The sequence below is a fragment of the Streptomyces sp. MJM8645 genome (assembly GCF_001625365.1).
Lineage (GTDB): Bacteria > Actinomycetota > Actinomycetes > Streptomycetales > Streptomycetaceae > Kitasatospora.
Genome location: NZ_LJJF01000001.1, coordinates 1826535 through 1845090 on the forward strand (window position 1 = coordinate 1826535; position 18556 = coordinate 1845090).

17 protein-coding genes are annotated in these 18556 nt (G+C 73.2%); 12 read left to right on the plus strand and 5 right to left on the minus strand.

What is annotated here, in order from left to right:
- Positions 1-137 precede the first annotated feature (137 nt).
- The 10 genes from A6F73_RS07725 to A6F73_RS07770 all read left to right on the plus strand — a co-directional run bounded on the left by A6F73_RS07725 (position 138) and on the right by A6F73_RS07770 (position 9699).
- Positions 138-1862, plus strand: a complete 1725-nt coding sequence (locus tag A6F73_RS07725; protein WP_063347095.1) for a nitrite/sulfite reductase — start codon at positions 138-140, stop codon at positions 1860-1862.
- Positions 1859-2104, plus strand: coding sequence for a hypothetical protein (locus A6F73_RS07730; RefSeq protein ID WP_063347096.1), 246 nt, complete (start codon positions 1859-1861; stop codon positions 2102-2104). The genes A6F73_RS07725 and A6F73_RS07730 overlap by 4 nt, the downstream gene beginning before the upstream one ends.
- Positions 2085-2786, plus strand: coding sequence for a phosphoadenylyl-sulfate reductase (locus tag A6F73_RS07735; protein WP_063347097.1), 702 nt, complete (start codon positions 2085-2087; stop codon positions 2784-2786). The genes A6F73_RS07730 and A6F73_RS07735 overlap by 20 nt, the downstream gene beginning before the upstream one ends.
- 34 nt (positions 2787-2820) lie before the next feature.
- Complete coding sequence (gene cysC / locus A6F73_RS07740) at positions 2821-3417, plus strand: adenylyl-sulfate kinase (RefSeq protein ID WP_279634886.1); 597 nt, start codon at positions 2821-2823, stop codon at positions 3415-3417.
- The gene (cysD, locus tag A6F73_RS07745) at positions 3414-4355 is read left to right on the plus strand and encodes a sulfate adenylyltransferase subunit CysD (protein ID WP_063347098.1); all 942 of its coding nucleotides are present in this window, start codon (positions 3414-3416) and stop codon (positions 4353-4355) included. The genes cysC and cysD overlap by 4 nt, the downstream gene beginning before the upstream one ends.
- 2 nt (positions 4356-4357) lie before the next feature.
- Positions 4358-5692, plus strand: a complete 1335-nt coding sequence (locus A6F73_RS07750) for a GTP-binding protein (RefSeq protein ID WP_063347099.1) — start codon at positions 4358-4360, stop codon at positions 5690-5692.
- A gap of 195 nt (positions 5693-5887) precedes the next feature.
- A complete protein-coding gene (locus A6F73_RS07755; protein ID WP_063351024.1) occupies positions 5888-7075 on the plus strand; it encodes an aliphatic sulfonate ABC transporter substrate-binding protein in 1188 nt (395 codons plus the stop codon).
- A 173-nt stretch (positions 7076-7248) separates the two neighbouring features.
- Complete coding sequence (locus A6F73_RS07760; RefSeq protein WP_063347100.1) at positions 7249-8052, plus strand: ABC transporter ATP-binding protein; 804 nt, start codon at positions 7249-7251, stop codon at positions 8050-8052.
- On the plus strand, positions 8039-8959 hold the full coding sequence (locus tag A6F73_RS07765; protein ID WP_063347101.1) for an ABC transporter permease: 921 nt from the start codon (positions 8039-8041) through the stop codon (positions 8957-8959). The genes A6F73_RS07760 and A6F73_RS07765 overlap by 14 nt, the downstream gene beginning before the upstream one ends.
- Positions 8960-8970: 11 nt before the next feature.
- On the plus strand, positions 8971-9699 hold the full coding sequence (locus A6F73_RS07770) for a CbiX/SirB N-terminal domain-containing protein (protein WP_063347102.1): 729 nt from the start codon (positions 8971-8973) through the stop codon (positions 9697-9699).
- A 25-nt stretch (positions 9700-9724) separates the two neighbouring features.
- On the opposite strand, the gene A6F73_RS07775 is transcribed toward A6F73_RS07770, so the two are convergent.
- The 4 genes from A6F73_RS07775 to A6F73_RS07790 form a co-directional block, all read right to left on the minus strand.
- Positions 9725-10126: a hypothetical protein gene (locus tag A6F73_RS07775; protein WP_063347103.1), complete on the minus strand. Its 402-nt coding sequence runs from the start codon at positions 10124-10126 to the stop codon at positions 9725-9727.
- Positions 10127-10410: 284 nt separating this feature from the next.
- Positions 10411-11925 carry a DEAD/DEAH box helicase gene (locus A6F73_RS07780; protein ID WP_079136222.1) on the minus strand — a complete coding sequence of 505 codons (1515 nt, stop codon included), beginning with the start codon at positions 11923-11925 and terminating at the stop codon, positions 10411-10413.
- A gap of 409 nt (positions 11926-12334) precedes the next feature.
- Positions 12335-12538: a cold-shock protein gene (locus tag A6F73_RS07785; RefSeq protein ID WP_063347104.1), complete on the minus strand. Its 204-nt coding sequence runs from the start codon at positions 12536-12538 to the stop codon at positions 12335-12337.
- A 323-nt stretch (positions 12539-12861) separates the two neighbouring features.
- Entirely contained in the window at positions 12862-15009 is a 2148-nt protein-coding gene (locus tag A6F73_RS07790; RefSeq protein ID WP_244293601.1) for an MMPL family transporter, read from the minus strand.
- Positions 15010-15481: 472 nt separating this feature from the next.
- On the opposite strand from A6F73_RS07790, the gene A6F73_RS07795 reads away from it, so the two are divergent.
- Both A6F73_RS07795 and A6F73_RS39150 read left to right on the plus strand, forming a co-directional pair.
- On the plus strand, positions 15482-16375 hold the full coding sequence (locus A6F73_RS07795) for an aminoglycoside phosphotransferase family protein (protein WP_063347106.1): 894 nt from the start codon (positions 15482-15484) through the stop codon (positions 16373-16375).
- 251 nt (positions 16376-16626) lie between these two features.
- A complete protein-coding gene (locus tag A6F73_RS39150) occupies positions 16627-17655 on the plus strand; it encodes a polysaccharide deacetylase family protein (protein WP_079135511.1) in 1029 nt (342 codons plus the stop codon).
- Positions 17656-17682: 27 nt separating this feature from the next.
- On the opposite strand, the gene A6F73_RS07805 is transcribed toward A6F73_RS39150, so the two are convergent.
- Entirely contained in the window at positions 17683-18384 is a 702-nt protein-coding gene (locus tag A6F73_RS07805) for an exonuclease domain-containing protein (protein ID WP_063347107.1), read from the minus strand.
- Between the last annotated feature and the right edge of the window lie 172 nt (positions 18385-18556).

Genomic DNA, 18556 nt, shown 5'->3' on the forward strand with positions numbered 1-18556 from the left:
CGCGCGGGCGCCCGGCCGGCCACGGTCACTGCTCTCCCCGGCCCTGGGAATACCCGCAGGTCACAGCAGCACCGCACCGCCGCGCACCCCCAGCGACCCACCCGGCGTCAGAGCCATCTGCCCCGAAGGACTTCACCATGGCCACCACCCCCGAGACCGCCGAGCCCACGGCCGACCGCGCCGCCGCGCGACGCCCCGCCGCGCCTCGCAAGGTGACCCGTCACCGCGGCGAGGGCCAGTGGGGCATGGGCCACTTCACCCCCCTGAACGCCAACGAGCAGTTCAAGAAGGACGACGACGGTCTCAACGTACGGACACGTATTGAGACGATCTACGCGCACCGGGGCTTCGACTCGATCGACCCCGCCGACCTGCGCGGCCGGATGCGCTGGTGGGGCCTGTACACCCAGCGCAAGGAGGGCATCGACGGCGGCAAGACCGCGATCCTGGAGCCGCACGAGCTCGACGCCGAGTACTTCATGCTGCGCGTGCGGGTCGACGGCGGCCGGCTGACCGTCGCCCAGCTGAAGGCGATCGCCGAGGTCTCCGAGCAGTACGCCCGCAACACCGCCGACCTGACCGACCGCCAGAACGTCCAGTACCACTGGATCCGGATCGAGGACGTCCCGGCGATCTGGCAGAAGCTGGAGGCCGTCGGCCTGTCCACCACCGAGGCCTGCGGCGACACCCCGCGCGTCATCCTCGGCTCCCCGGTGGCCGGCATCGCCGAGGACGAAATCATCGACGGCACCCCCGCCATCGAGGAGATCCAGCGGCGCTTCATCGGCAACAAGGACTTCTCCAACCTGCCGCGCAAGTTCAAGTCCGCCGTCTCCGGCTCCCCGCTGCTGGACGTCGCGCACGAGATCAACGACGTCGCCTTCGTCGGCGTGGTCCACCCCGAGCACGGCCCCGGCTTCGACCTGTGGGTCGGCGGCGGGCTGTCCACCAACCCCAAGCTGGGCGTGCGCCTGGGCGCCTGGGTCCCGCTGGACGAGGTCGCCGACGTCTACGGCGGCGTCATCGGCATCTTCCGCGACTACGGCTACCGCCGGCTGCGCAACCGCGCCCGGCTGAAGTTCCTGGTCGCCGACTGGGGCGTGGAGAAGTTCCGCCAGGTGCTGGAGGACGAGTACCTCACGTACCGGCTGGTCGACGGCCCCGCCCCGCAGGAGCCCAGCGGCCGCTGGCGCGACCACGTCGGCGTCCACCGGCAGAAGGACGGCCAGTACTACATCGGCTTCGCGCCGCGCGTCGGCCGGGTCGACGGCCGGCTGCTCGGCCAGATCGCCGACCTCGCCGCCGCGCACGGCAGCGACCGGCTGCGCACCACCGCCGAACAGAAGATGCTGGTCCTCGACATCGCCGAGGACCAGGTCGACTCGGTGGTGGCCGGCCTGGAAGCGCTGGACCTGCGGGTCACCCCGTCGCCGTTCCGCCGCGGCACCATGGCCTGCACCGGCATCGAGTACTGCAAGCTCGCCATCGTCGAGACCAAGGAGCGCGGCCGCACGCTCATCGACGAGCTGGAGAAGCGCCTGCCGGACTTCGCCGAGCCGCTGACCATCAACATCAACGGCTGCCCGAACGCCTGCGCCCGCATCCAGGTCGCCGACATCGGCCTCAAGGGCCAGCTCGTCCCGGACGGCAACGGCGAGCAGGTCGAGGGCTACCAGGTGCACCTGGGCGGCGCGCTCGGCCTGGAGGCCGGGTTCGGCCGCAAGGTCCGCGGCCTCAAGGTCACCAAGGACGACCTGCCCGACTACGTCGAGCGCGTCCTGACCCGCTACCAGGCCGACCGCACCGAGGGCGAGCGCTTCGCCCAGTGGGCGGCCCGGGCCGGCGAGGAGCAGCTGTCGTGAGCGAGCGTGCCGCACCGTTCTTCTGCCCGTACTGCGGGGACGAGGACCTGCGCCCCTCCGAGGTCGGGCACGGCGCCTGGGAGTGCCACGGGTGCCGCCGCGCCTTCCAGCTGAAGTTCCTCGGCCTGCTGTCCCCGACCGCCTCGGCCCCGACCGCGACCTCCTCGAACGCGGCCATCATGACTGCGCCCAACTCGACTGCGACCGACGGGGGTTCGTCCAGTGACCAGCGCGGCGACTGACTACGAGGAGATAGCCGTCCGGGCCGGCCGCGAGCTGGAGGAGGCGACGCCCCAGGAGATCCTGGCCTGGGCCGCCGACACCTTCGGCCGCCGCTTCTGCGTCACCTCCTCGATGGAGGACGCGGTCGTCGCCCACCTCGCCTCCTCGGTGTTCCCCGGCGTGGACGTGGTGTTCCTGGACACCGGCTACCACTTCCCGGAGACCATCGGCACCCGGGACGCGGTGGCCGCGACCATGCCGGTCAACGTCATCACCCTCAGGCCGCTGCGCACCGTGGCCGAGCAGGACGCCGAGCACGGGCCGCACCTGCACGACCGCGACCCGGACCTGTGCTGCTCGCTGCGCAAGGTCGAGCCGCTGAACCGCGGCCTCGGCGGCTACGACGCCTGGGCGACGGGGCTGCGCCGCGACGAGTCCCCGAGCCGGGCGGACACCCCGGTGGTGTCCTGGGACGCCCGGCGCCGCAAGGTCAAGATCGCCCCGATCGCCCGGTGGACGCAGGAGGACGTGGACGCCTACGTCGCCGCCCACGGGGTGCTGCTCAACCCGCTGCTGTGGGAGGGCTACACCTCGATCGGCTGCTCGCCGCGGTCCTGCACGCGCAAGCCCGCCGAGGGCGAGGACGCCCGGGCCGGGCGCTGGTCCGGCTCCGGCAAGACCGAGTGCGGCATCCACCTCTGACCCACCCCCCACTACCGACGAAGGACTTGAGACTGTGACAGCTCACACCCGGGCCGCCGACGGAGCCGCGGAGGCGGCCCCCGCGGCCGCCCCCTGCGAGCGCGGCGCCACCGTGTGGCTGACCGGGCTGCCGAGCGCGGGCAAGACCACGCTCGCCTTCGCGCTGGCCGGACGGCTGCGCGCCGAGGGCCACCGGGTCGAGGTCCTGGACGGCGACGAGATCCGCGAGTTCCTCTCCAAGGGCCTCGGCTTCACCCGCGAGGACCGGCACACCAACGTGACCCGGATCGGCTTCGTCGCCGAGAAGCTCGCCGCCCACGGCGTCAAGGTGCTCGCCCCGGTGATCGCCCCGTTCGCCGACTCGCGCGCCGCGGTGCGCGAGCGGCACGCGGCGGCCGGCACCGAGTTCCTGGAGGTCCACGTCGCCACCCCGGTCGAGCTGTGCGCCGAACGCGACGTCAAGGGCCTGTACGCCAAGCAGGCCGCCGGCGAGCTGGCCGGCCTCACCGGCGTGGACGACCCGTACGAGGCGCCGCAGAAGCCGGAGCTGCGGATCCAGACGCAGGGCCGCGCGGTCGCCGAGTCCGCCGCCGAGCTGCACGCCTTCCTGACCGAGAGGGGTCTCGCATGACCACCGCGACCGACGGCCCGGTCCGCACCCACGAAGACACCCCCTTCGCGCTGTCCCACCTGGACGCGCTGGAGGCCGAGTCGGTGCACGTCTTCCGCGAGGTCGCGGGGGAGTTCGAGCGCCCGGTGATCCTGTTCTCGGGCGGCAAGGACTCCATCGTCATGCTGCACCTGGCGCTCAAGGCCTTCCACCCGGCCGCCGTGCCGTTCTCGCTGCTGCACGTCGACACCGGGCACAACTTCCCCGAGGTGATCGCCTACCGCGACCGCGTCGTGGCCGAGCACGGCCTGCGCCTGCACGTCGCCCACGTCCAGGACTTCATCGACGACGGCCGGCTGCGCGAGCGCCCGGACGGCACCCGCAACCCGCTGCAGACCGTCCCGCTGCTCGACGCCATCGAGACGAACCGCTTCGACGCGGTGTTCGGCGGCGGGCGCCGCGACGAGGAGAAGGCCCGTGCCAAGGAGCGGGTGTTCTCCCTGCGCGACGAGTTCGGCGCCTGGGACCCTCGCCGCCAGCGCCCCGAGCTGTGGTCGCTGTACAACGGCCGGCACGCCGTCGGCGAGCACGTGCGCGTCTTCCCGCTGTCCAACTGGACCGAGCTGGACGTCTGGCAGTACATCGAGCGCGAGGGCATCGACCTCCCGGAGATCTACTACGCCCACGAGCGGGACGTCTTCGCCCGCGCCGGCATGTGGCTGACCGCCGGCGCGTGGGGCGGCCCCAAGGAGAACGAGCCCGTCCAGCGGCGGCTGATCCGCTACCGCACCGTCGGCGACATGTCCTGCACCGGCGCCGTCGACTCGGACGCCACCGACATCCAGGCCGTGATCGCCGAGATCGCCGCCAGCCGCCTCACCGAGCGCGGCGCGACGCGGGCCGACGACAAGCTGTCCGAGGCCGCGATGGAAGACCGCAAGCGCGAGGGGTACTTCTAACGATGACCAGCACCACCCAGGAAGCCACCGCCACGTCGCTGCTGCGCTTCGCCACCGCCGGATCCGTCGACGACGGCAAGTCCACCCTGGTCGGCCGCCTGCTGCACGACTCCAAGTCCGTGCTCGCCGACCAGCTGGAGGCCGTCGAACGCGCCTCCCTGAACCGCGGCCAGGACGCGCCCGACCTCGCGCTGCTCACCGACGGCCTGCGCGCCGAGCGCGAGCAGGGCATCACCATCGACGTGGCCTACCGCTACTTCGCCACCCCCCGGCGGCGGTTCATCCTCGCCGACACCCCCGGGCACGTGCAGTACACCCGCAACATGGTGACCGGCGCCTCCACCGCCGAACTGGCCGTGGTGCTGGTCGACGCCCGCAACGGCGTCGTCGAGCAGACCCGCCGGCACGCCGCCGTCGCCGCGCTGCTGCGGGTGCCGCACGTGGTGCTGGCCGTCAACAAGATGGACCTGGTCGACTACGCCGAGCCCGTCTTCGCCGCCATCGCCGAGGAGTTCACCGCCTACGCCGCCTCGCTCGGCGTGGGCGACGTGGTGGCCGTGCCGATCTCGGCCCTCGCCGGGGACAACGTCGTCGAGCCGTCCGCGCACATGGACTGGTACGGCGGCCCGACCCTGCTGGAGCACCTGGAGACCGTCCCGGTCGGCAGCGACCCGGACGCCGCTCCGGCCCGCTTCCCCGTCCAGTACGTGATCCGCCCGCAGAGCGAGGAGCACCCCGACTACCGCGGCTACGCCGGGCAGTTGGCCTCCGGCGTGCTGCGGGTCGGCGACCCGGTGACGGTGCTGCCCTCGGGCCACACCACCACCGTCGCCGGGATCGACGCGCTCGGCCGCGAGACGGACCTCGCCTGGGCGCCCCAGTCGATCACCGTCCGGCTCGCCGACGACCTCGACGTCTCCCGCGGCGACCTGATCGCGGCCGGCGTGATCCCCGCGCCCACCAGGGACATCGAGGCCACCGTCAGCCACCTCAACGAGCGCCCGCTGCGCGCCGGGGACAAGGTCCTGCTCAAGCACACCACCCGCACCGTGCGCGCGCTGGTCAAGGACATCACCTACCGCATCGCTCTGCCGACCAAGGCGGGCGACACCCTCGAACAGCGCTCCGGCGCCCAGGGGTTGAACGTCAACGACCTCGGCCACGTGGTGCTGCGCACCGCCGAGCCGCTGGCGCTCGACGCCTACTGCGACAACCGCCGCACCGGCTCGTTCCTGCTGATCGACCCGGCCGACGGCACCACCCTCACCGCCGGCATGGCGGGCGAGGCCTTCGCGACCGTACGCGCCACCGAACCCGCTGAGGAGGACTGGGTCTGATGCCCAGCGAGGCGTTCTCGGACATGGACAAGGAAGGCGGCCGCATCGGCAGCGGCGTCCTCGGCAGCGGCCAGGGCGGCCTGACCCGATGTGCGGGCCGACAGCGCTGAGTTGCGACCCCCGGCCGCCCCGACGGGCGACCGCCACGTCCCCGAGACCGCCTCCCGACGGTCCGTCGATGAACAGGACTTCACCATGGCACCGAACCTGGCCCCCTCGCATACCCATGCCCGCCCCAACGCCGGCCGGATCAGACGCTCCGCGGTGGCCGCCGTGGCCGGCCTGACCGCCGTGACCCTGCTGTCGGCGTGCAGCTACGGCTCCAAGGCGGACGACAAGAAGGCGGGCGCCGACTCCGCCGCCAGTTCGGCCGGCGCCTCCGGCGCGAAGCTGTCCGCGGACACCGTGAAGATCGGCTACTTCGCGAACCTGACCCACGGCACCGCCCTGGTCGGCCTCCAGGAGGGGCTGTTCCAGAAGGAGTTGGGCGCCACCCAGATCAAGACCCAGGTCTTCAACGCGGGCCCGTCCGAGATCGAGGCGCTCAACGCCGGCTCCATCGACATCGGCTGGATCGGCCCCTCCCCCGCGATCAACGGCTACACCAAGTCCGACGGCCAGTCCCTGAAGATCATCGGCGGCTCGGCCTCCGGCGGGGTCAAGCTGGTGGTCAACCCGGACAAGATCTCCTCGCTGGACGACCTCAAGGGCAAGAAGATCGCCACCCCGCAGCTGGGCAACACCCAGGACGTGGCGCTGCTCAACTACCTGGCGGGCAAGGGCTTCAAGGTCGACGCGGCGTCCGGCGCCGGCGACGTCTCGGTGGTGCGCACCGACAACAAGGTCACCCCCGACGCCTACCGGCAGGGCTCCATCGACGGCGCCTGGGTGCCCGAGCCCACCGCCTCCAAGCTGGTCACCCTCGGCGCGAAGGTCCTGCTCAACGAGAAGGACGTCTGGCCGGACAAGAAGTTCGTGATCACCAACATCATCGTCTCGCAGAAGTTCCTCAAGGAGCACCCGGACGTGGTGGAGGCCGTGCTGCGCGGCTCGGTGAACACCAACGCCTTCATCAAGGCCAACCCGGACAAGGCCAAGGCCGACGCCAACGAGGCGATCAAGAAGGAGGCCGGCAACGCGCTGGAGCCGGCCATCCTCGACCCCGCCTGGGCCGACATCGACTTCCTCGACGACCCGCTGGCGAACACCCTCCAGGCCGAGGCCGACCACGCCGTCACCGCCGGGCTCCTCAAGCTGCCCAAATCAAGTTCCGCTGGCGCGGGGGCCAACCTGAACGGCATCTACGACCTCACCCTGCTCAACAAGGTGCTCGCGGCCAAGGGCCAGGGCCCCGTGGCGGACGCCGGACTCGGCGCCAAGTAGCGCCACCCGGCGCCGAACAGCACCGCGCGGCGCCGAGTCCGCCCCGACTCCGCGGTCCGGACCCCCGCCCACCCGGTCGATCCGCGATCGATGCCCACCGGGACGGGCGGGGCCGGGCCCCGGCCCCCGCTCCGCCAGCCCTCAGCCAGACCACTCACGCAGGAGGTGTCCGGATGACCCCGGCACTGACCACCTCGGCGGACACCGCCGGCGCCGGCGCCGGCGGCGCCGCGCCCGCCGTCCGGATCTCGCACGTGCACAAGTCCTTCGGCCGCCCGGGCGCGCAGACCCACGTCCTGGACGACATCACCCTCGACGTCGCGCCCGGCGAGTTCGTCACCCTGCTCGGCGCCTCGGGCTGCGGCAAGTCCACCCTGCTCAACCTGGTCGCCGGCCTCGACCAGCCCACCGCCGGCGCCATCGAGGTGCCGGGCGGCCGCCCCGCGCTGATGTTCCAGGAGCACGCGCTGTTCCCCTGGCTCACCGCCGGCCGCAACATCGAACTCGCCCTCAAGCTGGCCGGCGTCCCCCGCGCCGAGCGCCGCGCCGAAGCCGAGCGCCTGCTCGAACTCGTCCGCCTCAAGGGCTCGTACGGCAAGCGCGTGCACGAGCTGTCCGGCGGCATGCGCCAGCGCGTCGCGATGGCCCGCGCGCTGGCCCAGGGCAGCCAGGTGCTGCTGATGGACGAGCCGTTCGCCGCGCTCGACGCCATCACCCGCGACGTGCTGCACGACGAGATCACCCGGATCTGGGCCGAACGGCAGCTGTCCGTCCTGTTCGTCACCCACAACGTGCGCGAGGCCGTGCGCCTGGCCCAGCGCGTCGTCCTGCTCTCCTCCCGCCCCGGCCGCGTCGCCCGCGAGTGGCGGATCGACCTGCCGCAGCCGCGCCGCATCGAATCCGCCGGCGTCGCCGACCTGTCCATCGAGATCACCGAAGAACTGCGTGGGGAGATCCGTCGCCATGGCCAGCACTGACAGCACCCCGGTCCTGGAGAAGGCCGACAAGACCGACAAGGCCGCCGCCACGGACACCGCCGGTGTCGGCGCCGGCCTGGACGCCCTCGACTCCGTCTCGGCCCAGCGCGGCTCGCTCGGCCAGGCACTGCGGACCAAGGCCCTGCCGCCGCTGATCGGCGTCCTCGTGGTGCTCGCCCTGTGGCAGGGGGCGTACAGCCTGCACCTCACCTCCGCCTACAAGCTGCCCAGCCCGACCGACGTGTGGCACTCCGCCCAGGACCTCTGGTACCAGGGCACGCTGTTCTCGATCATCTGGACCAGCGTCTGGCGCGGCCTGTCCGGCTTCCTGCTCGCCGTCGTCATCGGCACCCCGATCGGGCTGGTCGTCGCCCGCGTCCGGCCGGTGCGCACCGCCATCGGCACGGTCCTCCAGGGCCTGCAGTCGCTGCCCTCGGTCGCCTGGGTGCCGGCCGCGGTCATCTGGCTCGGCATCAACGACCAGATGATGTACGCGGTCATCCTGCTCGGCGCCGTCCCCTCCATCGCCAACGGCCTGATCGCCGGCATCGACCAGGTGCCGCCGCTGTTCCTGCGCGCCGGACGCACCATCGGCGCCACCGGCCTCACCGGCGCCCGGCACGTCCTCATCCCCGCCGCGCTGCCCGGCTACCTGGCCGGCCTCAAGCAGGGCTGGGCGTTCTCCTGGCGCTCCCTGATGGCCGCAGAACTCGTCGCCTCCTCCCCCGACCTCGGCCGGGGCCTGGGCCGGTTCCTGGAGGACCAGCGCGAGTTCTCCGACATGTCCGGGGTGCTGCTCGGCATCATCCTGATCCTGTTCGTCGGCATCGCCATCGAACTGCTCGTCTTCACCCCGGTCGAACGCCGGGTGCTGCGCAACCGCGGCCTGCTGGCCGCCGCCAAGTAAGGCCGACGCCGATGCCCGCCCTCCTGCTGATCGCCCACGGCAGCCGCGACCCGCGGCACGCCGCGACCGTGGCCGCACTGGTCCAGGAGGTGCGGGTGCTGCGCCCCGGGCTGGACGTCGCCACCGCCTACCTGGACCACTGCGCGCCGCGCATCCCGCAGGTCGTCGGGCGGCTCGACGACGCGGTGGCCGTCCCGCTGCTGCTCAACCGGGCCTACCACGCCAAGCACGACATCCCGGCCGCCCTGCGCACGGCGGGCGCGGCCCTGCCCGTCGCCGCCGTCCTGGGCCCGTCGCCGCTGCTGCTCGCCGCCCTGGAGCGCCGCCTCGCCGAGGCCGGGGTGGACGTGCGCTCGGCCGCCGTCCGGGCCCGCACCGGCGTGGTGCTCGCGGCGGCCGGCTCCTCCGACCCGGCCGCCGACGCCGCCACCCGCGCGGTGGCCGCCGCGTGGCGCCGCAGCCGCGGCTGGGCCGCCGTCGAGGTGGCCTACGCCTCCGCCACCGGCCCGCGCGTGCCCGACGCCCTGGCCGCCCTGCGCGCCGCGGGCGCCGCCCGCACCGCCGTCTCCCCCTACCTGCTGGCCCCTGGCCTCCTGCCCGACCGCATCGCCGACGCGGCCGCCGGAGCGGACGCCGTCGCCGACGTCCTGGGCCCCGCCCCCGAACTGGCCGCCCTCCTCCTGGAACGCTACGACGAGGCCCGCCTGGCAGCAGCCGTCGCCCCGGCCCTCACCGCCTGAGCCGGAGCGGGCCCCGGCGCGGCCGTCACCGAGCCGCCTTCTCCGCCTGGTGAAGACACTCGGCCTGTCCGACCGCCTCCCAGTGCCGCGCCCGCTCGAAGTGCAGGGCACTACGGGCCGCACGCTCCCGCAGCTGGTACCGCGCAGCCGCCGCGATGACCACACTCGGCGGCACCGGCTGCTCCAGGTCGGCGACGGCGGCCTCGATCCACTCCCGCATGATGGCCGTCGGTTTCAGCCCCCGCTCCCGTGCCCGGCGCCGCACCTCGTCCATCACCGGCTCGGGCAGCCGCAGCGAGGTGGTGATCATCACCGACTCCGCCGCCAGCGGCTCGGCCGGCTCGGCGCTCATGATCTCGTCCTCGGTCAGCCCGTGTGTCCCGTAGTGCTCGGCGACCGCCTTGAGCCCCGCGTCCTTGTCGGCCATCCGCCCCTCCGCTCACGACACCGGCACCCCGGCGGCTTCCCCGTGGGCACCGTGTCACCGACCTCACGGGCAAGGCCAGCCGCCACCACACCTACGGGTGACGGCGCGCGGAAGCGCCGATGGGTGCGCACGGCCGGACCGTGCGCACCCATCGGCGCCGGGAACCGCTACGAAACCGCGTCCGGGGTGTGCACCTCCCCTGGCCGCCACGCCGGTGGCCCGACGACGAAACGGCCCGGCCCCCTCGGTGCGAGGGGGCCGGGCCGTTTGTGGTTCGCCGGGGGTTAGTCGAAGGCGCGGCGCTGGCGGCCGGTGCCGTAGTTGGAGCCGGACTTGGCGCCGCTGCCGGGCTTGGCGCGGCCGGAGGAGCGGCCGATGAAGCCGGCCGCCTGGGGGCGGTCGCCCTGGGCGGCGGCGCCGCCCATGCGCTGCTTGGGGCGGGGGCGGCGCGGGTTGCCGTTCATGTCGACGTCGGCGGGCAGCGCGGAGCGCTTGCCGGGGCGGCGGCGCGGGTTGCCGGACTTGGCGTCGGCCTTGGCGGCGGGGGCCTCGGCGGGCGCGGGGACGGCGACGGCGACCGCGACGCCGCTGGGGGTGCGGGCGCCGGTGATCTTGGCGAGGTCGGCGTCACCGGGGCGGACCTTGGTGACGGTGGGGCGGATGCCCGCGACCGTCATCAGCCGGTTGACCTCGCGGCGCTGCTCGGGCAGGACGAGGGTGACGACGGTGCCGGACTCGCCGGCCCGGGCGGTGCGGCCGCCGCGGTGCAGGTAGTCCTTGTGGTCGACCGGCGGGTCGACGTTGACGACCAGGTCGAGGCCTTCGATGTGGATGCCGCGGGCGGCGACGTTGGTGGCGATCAGCGCGGTGACGTGGCCGTCGCGGAACTGGTCGAGGACCCGGTTGCGCTGCGGCTGGGACTTGCCGCCGTGCAGGGCCGCGGCCCGGACGCCGGTGGCGAGCAGCTGCTTGGCGAGGCGGTCGGCACCGTGCTTGGTGTGCACGAACATGATCACGCGCCCGTCGCGGGAGGCGATGTGCGCGGTGGTGGACGCCTTGTCGGCCTGGTCCAGCTGGAGGACGTGGTGGTCCATGGTGGTGACCGCGCCGGCCGACGGGTCGACCGAGTGGGTGACCGGGTCGGTGAGGAAGCGCTTGACCAGGCGGTCGACGTTGCGGTCCAGGGTCGCGGAGAACAGCATCCGCTGCCCGCCCTCGGCGACCTGCTCCAGCAGCTTGCTGACCTGCGGGAGGAAGCCCATGTCGGCCATCTGGTCGGCCTCGTCGAGGACGGTGATGGCGACGTCGGACAGGTTGACGTCACCGCGGCCGATCAGGTCGTCGAGCCGGCCGGGGGTGGCGACCAGGACCTCGGTGCCACGGCGGACGGCGTTGGCCTGGCGGTTGATCGACATGCCGCCGACGACGGTGGTGATCCGCAGGTTGACGGCGGTCGCGTAGGGGGTGAGCGCGTCGGTGACCTGCTGGGCGAGCTCGCGGGTGGGCACCAGGACGAGCGCCAGCGGGTAGCGGGCGACGGCGCGGCGCCCGGCGGTGCGGGCGAGCAGCGGCAGGCCGAAGGCGAGGGTCTTGCCGGAGCCGGTGCGGCCGCGGCCGAGCACGTCGCGGCCGGCGATCGAGTCGGGCAGGGTGGCGCCCTGGATCGGGAACGGCGCGATGACGCCTTCGCGGGTGAGCGTGCTGAGGATGCCCTTGGGCAGGTCCAGCTCGGCGAAGGTGTCCGCCGGGGGCCGGGCCGGGGTGCCCTCGACGACGGTGAATTCGGCGGCCTCGGGCACGGCGGCGGCGCGGGTGTTCTTGGGGGCGCCGGTGCGGCCGCGCGGCTTGCGAGCGCGCTCGGCGTCGCCGGTGGCGCGCGGGTTCTCGCCGCGGCGGGCGCGGTCTCCGGCGCCGGTGCGGCCGGCGTTCTCGCCACGGCCGGTGTTCTCGGCACGGCCGGCGCCGGCGCTGCGGCGCGGGTTCTCGCCGCGGCGGGCCTGGTCGGTGGTGCGGGCGGCGCGGTCACGCGGCGGGCGGGCAGGGGTGGTCACGAAGTCTCCATACGTCGGTCGGCAGCCCCGGGTAGGGGCTGGTCGGCCGTCGGTAGGAAATTCGCCGCCCCGGCCGTACGGCGGCATGCGCGGGGGCCCGCACCGTGTGGTACGGGCCCCCGCTTCGCGAGATCGCGAGTCAGCGTGGAGGCTGACGTCAGATGACGCGGATGTTCTCGGCCTGCGGGCCCTTCTGGCCCTGGGTGACGTCGAACTCGACCTGCTGGCCCTCGACGAGCTCACGGAAGCCGTTCGCCACGATGTTCGAGTAGTGGGCGAACACGTCCGGGCCGCCCTCGGCCTGCTCGATGAAGCCGAAGCCCTTTTCGCTGTTGAACCACTTCACGGTGCCGGTAGCCATAACCGTCTCCTCAAAAACTGGGGCATCAGGGATTCACACCGCGTGAACCCCGGAGTAGCCGCGATCCCCATCCGGAGACTGAAACACCGGACAAAACAAATGCGCCTGTTGGTTGGAACCAGCAGGCGCACACATACGTTCATGGGAACCAAAACTGCAACTGGGTCGACTGTAGCACGGCGACACCCCGATTGACCGGGGACTTTTGTGCTCGACAGATCACGTTTGGCGGCCAGGAAAAGGGGGCAAGCGGCGCCCCGCCGAAGCGGGACGCCGCCTGTTTGGCGCGTCGGTCGGGCGTCGCCCGTGTCCGAACGAAGCGATCAGCGCCGTCCGGCCGGCTCCGGCACGCCGTACGCGTCCGCCGCCGGCGCCGGGCCGGCACCGTGGCCCCCGCCGTGGCCATGCTCGGGGTCGGGGTCGGCGCCGTGGCCGGGCCACCAGGCCCGGTTGCCGATCAGCGCGGTGAGCGCCGGGGTGAAGAACATCGCCATCACGAAGGCCGCCAGCACGATGCCGAAGGCCATGGCGAAGCCGAACTCCATCATGAAGGTGTTGCCGGCGAGCATGAACGTCCCGAACGAGGCCGCCAGGATGAAGCCGGCCGCGGCGACGGTCGGGCCTGCGTGGCGCAGCGCCTCACGGGCCGCCTCGCGCGGGCTGCGGCCCGCGCGGGCCTCCTCGCGTAGACGGGCGATGATCAGGATGTTGTAGTCCGTCCCGATCGCCACCACGAAGAGGTAGATGAGGATCGGCATCATGAACATCAGGCCGGTCTCGTTGCCGATCTTCTGGAAGATCAGCGTGGTGGCGCCCAGCGTGGCGCTGAAGCCGAGGCCGACCGAGGCCATCAGGTACCAGGGGGCGACCACGCTGCGCAGCTGGAGGGCCAGGATGAGCAGGATCAGCAGCCCGGCGATCGGGAAGACCAGCTTGTAGTCGTGGGTCATCGCCAGGTTGATGTCCTTGAACACCGAGGTGAGGCCGCCGACCTTGGCCTCGCTGCCGGCCGGGGCCTGCGCGTGGGCGACGGTGCGCAGCTCGGTCACCGCGTCGATCGCCTCGTTGCTGGCCGGGGCGTCCTTGAGCATGACGGTGAACTGGGCGGTGGCGCCGTCGGCGCTGATGCTCTTGGCGTCGGCGCTCGGCAGGTAGACCTTGGAGACCCCGACGACGCCCTGCAGCTTGTCGGCGTAGGCCGGGAAGGAGGCCGGGTCGAGCTTCTTGCCGTCGGTGCTGCTCAGGTAGACCTGGCTCGGGTCGGCGGCGCCGGCGGAGAAGCCCTTGGCCATCGTGTCCTGGACGACCATCGACTCCTTGTCCTTGGGCATGGAGCTGCCGGCCATGTCGAAGTTGCCGTTGTAGCCGAGCGCGCCCACGGACAGGGCGACCAGTACGCCGCCGGAGGCGACGGCGGCCAGTGCCGGGCGCTTCTGGACGATCCGGCCGAGCGCGGTGAAGCGCGCGGTGCTCGGCTCGTTCGTCCACTTCTTGCCGGGCCAGAAGACGGCGCGGGCGGGGATGACCGCGAGCAGTGCGGGGGCCAGGGTGATCGAGGCCAGGGCGGTGACCACGACCGCGATCGCCAGCGCGGGGCCGAGCGCCTGGAACATGCCGAGGCTGGAGAGGATCAGCGCGGCGAAGGCGATGGTGACGGCGCCGGCGGCGGAGGCGATCGCCTCGCCGACCCGGCCGACCGCGTTGGCGACGGCGGCGTTGCGGTCGTCGCCGGCCCGCAGCCGCTCGCGGTAGCGGAAGGCGAGGAACAGGAAGTAGTCGGTGCCGACGCCGAGCACGACGACGATCAGGATCGCCATCAGGATGGGTGTGCTCTTGAGGTCGAAGATGTCGGTCGCGTAGTTGATCAGGCCGATGGAGGCGGGCAGCGCGATCATCAGCGAGACCAGGACCGGCAGCAGGCCGGCCAGGATGCCGCGGAAGATGATGCCGACGATCACGATGACCAGCAGGACCGTGGCCATGGTGATGATGCCCTCGGCCGAGCCGGAGGCTTCCTTCTGGTCGAGCGCCTGGGCGGCGGGGCCGCCGAGCTGGAACTTCAGGTCGGTGCCGGAGGCCAGCGCCTTGCCGTCGTCACGGATGGCCTTGGCGATGTCCGCGGTCTTGTTCTGGTCCTGCTGCTTCGACTTGTCGACGGCGATCATGGCCATCGCGTACTTGTGGTCCGGGGATATGCCCAGCTGGTCGGACGGCGGGATGATCTTCTCGACGCCGTCGATCTTCTTGGCCGTCAGGTCCTGGACGAGCTTGCCCATCGCGGCCTTGTCCGCGTCGGTGAACGCGGCGCCGTCGTTGCGCTCGAAGAGTGCGAGCGCGCCCGGGGTGAAGGCGGCCGGGAAGGCCCGCTCCTGCACCTGTGCGGCCTGGATGGACTCGTAGTGCTTGGGGAGGAACGCGGCTTCGTCGGTCTGCGAGCTGACCTTCGGCGCGGTCATGATGACGGCGATCATTCCGATCACCCACGCGATGATCACCCACCACGCGCGGCGTACGACGAATTGTCCTAGTCGGTGGAACATGCTCGATGCCTCCTGGGCATGGTTCACCGCAGCCCTTGGGGGACGGGACGCCGGGCGACGGCTGGACCGGTGGGAGACGCGCGGCGGCGCTCCCTAGCCGGTCGGCAGGTAAGTAGGTCTGGGCGTCATCCTACGAGCACTTGCTTGCCGACCGGCAAGGAGCCCCCGTGGTCCAACCCCCGTCGGGGCCGCCGCTCAGCGGCCCCGGCCCAGTTTCCCCCGGGCGCACCACCCTTGACCTCGTGCTCCGGGTGGAGACAGCTCCCCCTCAGGGTGGATCTCTCCCCCTACCCCCTAGGAGGAGATGTCAGGGTAGGAAGGTAGGGAAAACCCCACCCCGGTCCGTCATGATGATCACCGTCCGGAGGCCTCCGGATGAACGCCGCCCCAACGGAGCACCGCCATGATCCCCTTCGACGAAGGCCGCGCCCGGCTGCTGCTCGCCCACGCCTGCGAGTCCGCCGGACTGCCCGGCCCCGGCGACGCCCGGCTGCTCGCACTCGGCGAGAACGCCGTCTTCGACCTCGGCGACCCTGCCGTCGTCGCCAAGGTCGGCCGCGGCCCCGAACTGTACGAACGGGCGCGGCACGAACTCGCCGTCGCCCACTGGCTCGCCGCCCAGGACGTCCCGGTGGTCCGCCCGTACGACGCGGTGGAAGCCGAGCCCCAGCTCGCCCACGGGCACCCCGTCACCTTCTGGCACCGGCTCGCCCCCGCCGTCCGCCCCGCCCGCCCCGCCGACCTCGCCCCGCTGCTGCGCACCCTGCACCGGCTGCCGCTGCCGCCCTTCCCGCTCGCCCACCGCGACCTGCTGGCCCCCGTCGAACGCTGGCTGGCCTCCGCCGAGGGCCACGTCGACCCGGCCGACGTCGCCTTCCTGCGCCACCGCCGCGACGGCTTCGCCGCCGCCCTGCCCGACCTCGCCCCGCACCTGCACCCCGGCGTGATCCACGGCGACGCGCTGCCCCGCAACGTCCACGTCGGCCCGGACGGGCCCGTCCTGCTCGACCTGGAGAACGTCTCGCACGACCTGCGCGAACACGACCTGGTGGTCCTCGCGCTCAGCCACGACCGGTACGGCGTGCCCGGCGAGGAGTACCGGGCCTTCGTCGAGGCGTACGGCTGGGACGTGCGCGCCTGGCCCGGCTTCGCGGTGCTGCGCGGGGCCCGGGAGACCGCCAGTGCCTCCTGGGTCGCCCAGCAGGTACCCGGCAACCCGGCCGCGCTGGCGGAGTTCCGGCGCCGGGTCGCCTCGCTGCGGGAGGGCGCCACCGAGGTGCGCTGGTACCCGTTCTGAGGCGTCGGGCTCCTGGGGCGTCGAGCTTCCGAAGTGACGGCTCCTGAAGTACCGGGCCGCCCCCGGCACGGCCCCCGGGATACCCGGCGGGCCGCGGGGGCGCCAACCGGGCGCGTGTGAGAAGACTCCTACGGCGCTGCGGTCCGCTCCGCAACCGGGGCACGTACGCTCGGCGTCCTATCGGACAGTCATCCTGACCGAGGGATCGGCGCCCGTCCTCTGCACCCCTCTGCACCACAGGAGCCGCCGCCATGCCCCACTCCGCCACCCGCCGGCCCTCCCCCCCGACCCGTACCGCGCTCACGGCCCGCCGCCGGCTGGTCGCAGGCTGCGTCGTGGCGGCCGCCGCCCTGGGACTGGCCGCGTGCGGCACCGCCAGCGGAGCCCTCCAGCCGACGGCCGGCGTCAGCACCCAGCCCCCGATCACCCTCGCGCCGACCGACGGCCGGCCGACCGACGGGCCCGTCGCCACCGTCGCGCCCACCCCCGACTCCGACGGCGCACCCGCCTCCACCGCCCCGCCGGCCGTCCCGAAGCCGCACACGCCCCAGGCGCCGGCCGGGACGAGCGCCCCGCCCCACGGCGGCACGCCGAGCACCCCGGTCACCACCACGACCGTCGCGACCACGCCCGCGACCACGCCCGCGGGCACCCCCGCGCCGCCGCCCGCGCCGGTCAAGCCGGGCACCGTCATCGGCTCCACCGCCTCCGGCGGCCGCACCGTGGCGCTCACCTTCGACGACGGCCCCGGCCCCGCCACCGGCCAGATCCTCGACCTGCTCGCCCAGTACCACGCCAAGGCCACGTTCTGCGAGATCGGCCAGAACGCCGCCGCCAACCCGGCCCTGGTCAAGCGCGTCCTCGCGGCCGGCCACCGGCTCTGCGACCACAGCGTCCACCACCCGCAGCCGTTCGCGAAGCTCCCCCACGACAAGGCCGTCTACGAGATCTCCGCCGCCAGGGACATGATCGTCAAGGCCGGCGGCCCCGGCACCCGGGTCGACTGGTTCCGCGCCCCCGGCGGCGGCTTCAACGCCGACAACGAGCAGATCACCGCGAGCCTCGGCATGTCCTCGCTCGGCTGGTCCGTCGACCCGCGCGACTGGTCCCGCCCGGGCGTGCCCGCCATCGTCTCCACCGTGCAGAAGCAGCTCAAGCCCGGCGGCGTGATCCTGATGCACGACGGCGGCGGCGACCGCACCCAGAGCGTGGCCGCGCTCAAGCAGCTGCTGCCCTGGCTGGTCGCCCAGGGCTACACCTTTGACTGGCCCGCCGAATAGCCGACTCACCGGCCACACCGGGGGCGGCTACCTCATCGGCCACCGCGGGTCGACCACGGCCTGCGGGTCCTTGCCGCGGCGCAGCCACGCCTGCAAACCCTCCGCCCACTCCCGGTACCAGCCGATCTGGCGCCCGTGCAGCTCGGCCGGCGCGACGTCGCCGACCTCGGCCCGGTAGCGCTCGGCGAGGGCGACGGCGACCCGGACGGCCGCCAGCGCGTCGCTGCCCGCCTCGTGCGCGTCCGTCAGCTCGACGCCGTACACCTCGCAGACCCGCTGCAGGGTGCGCGAGCCCTTGCGGTACTTGTCCACCGCCCGGTCAACGACCAGCGCGTCCAGCACCGGCCCGACCGGGGCGCCGAGGCGCTCGGCGAGCGGCACCAGCCCGTACCGGCGCAGCTCGGCGTCGAGCAGCGACAGGTCGAACGGCGCGTTGAACGCGACCACCGGGCGCCCTGCGGCGAGCCGCTCGCAGAGCGCGCCGGCTATCTCCTCCACCGCCTCCTTGGCCGGCCGGCCCTTGCCGCGGGCCAGGTCGTCGCCGATGCCGTGGATCGCCTCCGCCTCGGCCGGGATCGGGACCCCGGGGTCGAGCAGCCAGTGCACGGCCCCCACCCGGCGGGCCCCGACGGTGTCCACGAGCGCGGCCGTGACGATGCGGTCCACGGCCGGGTCGGTGCCCGTGGTCTCCAGGTCGAAGCCGACCAGTGGCTGCTGCCACCAGCTCATAAGGGGGTGTCCTTCCGTCCTGCCTCTCGAAACAGCCCCCATCATCACCCGCCCCACCGACAACCCGGCCGCTGGGGCGGTCGGGGTGCGGGCCGGTGCGGCGGCGGACGACGGCGGACGGCCCTCCTCGGTTTCGGCAGGTCGCCCCAACGGCGGGCGCCCGCGCCCCGGT

Bases quoted from the DNA above. Each gene is read 5' to 3' on its own strand.
- A6F73_RS07770 (WP_063347102.1), top strand. From the start codon at position 8,971: ATGCCCGCCCTCCTGCTGATCGCCCACGGCAGCCGCGACCCGCGGCAC.
- A6F73_RS07755 (WP_063351024.1), top strand. From the start codon at position 5,888: ATGGCACCGAACCTGGCCCCCTCGCATACCCATGCCCGCCCCAACGCC.
- A6F73_RS07790 (WP_244293601.1), bottom strand. From the start codon at position 15,009: ATGATCGCCGTCATCATGACCGCGCCGAAGGTCAGCTCGCAGACCGAC.
- A6F73_RS07725 (WP_063347095.1), top strand. From the start codon at position 138: ATGGCCACCACCCCCGAGACCGCCGAGCCCACGGCCGACCGCGCCGCC.
- A6F73_RS07795 (WP_063347106.1), top strand. From the start codon at position 15,482: ATGATCCCCTTCGACGAAGGCCGCGCCCGGCTGCTGCTCGCCCACGCC.
- A6F73_RS39150 (WP_079135511.1), top strand. From the start codon at position 16,627: ATGCCCCACTCCGCCACCCGCCGGCCCTCCCCCCCGACCCGTACCGCG.
- A6F73_RS07805 (WP_063347107.1), bottom strand. From the start codon at position 18,384: ATGAGCTGGTGGCAGCAGCCACTGGTCGGCTTCGACCTGGAGACCACG.
- A6F73_RS07785 (WP_063347104.1), bottom strand. From the start codon at position 12,538: ATGGCTACCGGCACCGTGAAGTGGTTCAACAGCGAAAAGGGCTTCGGC.
- A6F73_RS07760 (WP_063347100.1), top strand. From the start codon at position 7,249: ATGACCCCGGCACTGACCACCTCGGCGGACACCGCCGGCGCCGGCGCC.
- A6F73_RS07765 (WP_063347101.1), top strand. From the start codon at position 8,039: ATGGCCAGCACTGACAGCACCCCGGTCCTGGAGAAGGCCGACAAGACC.
- A6F73_RS07775 (WP_063347103.1), bottom strand. From the start codon at position 10,126: ATGGCCGACAAGGACGCGGGGCTCAAGGCGGTCGCCGAGCACTACGGG.
- A6F73_RS07750 (WP_063347099.1), top strand. From the start codon at position 4,358: ATGACCAGCACCACCCAGGAAGCCACCGCCACGTCGCTGCTGCGCTTC.
- cysD (WP_063347098.1), top strand. From the start codon at position 3,414: ATGACCACCGCGACCGACGGCCCGGTCCGCACCCACGAAGACACCCCC.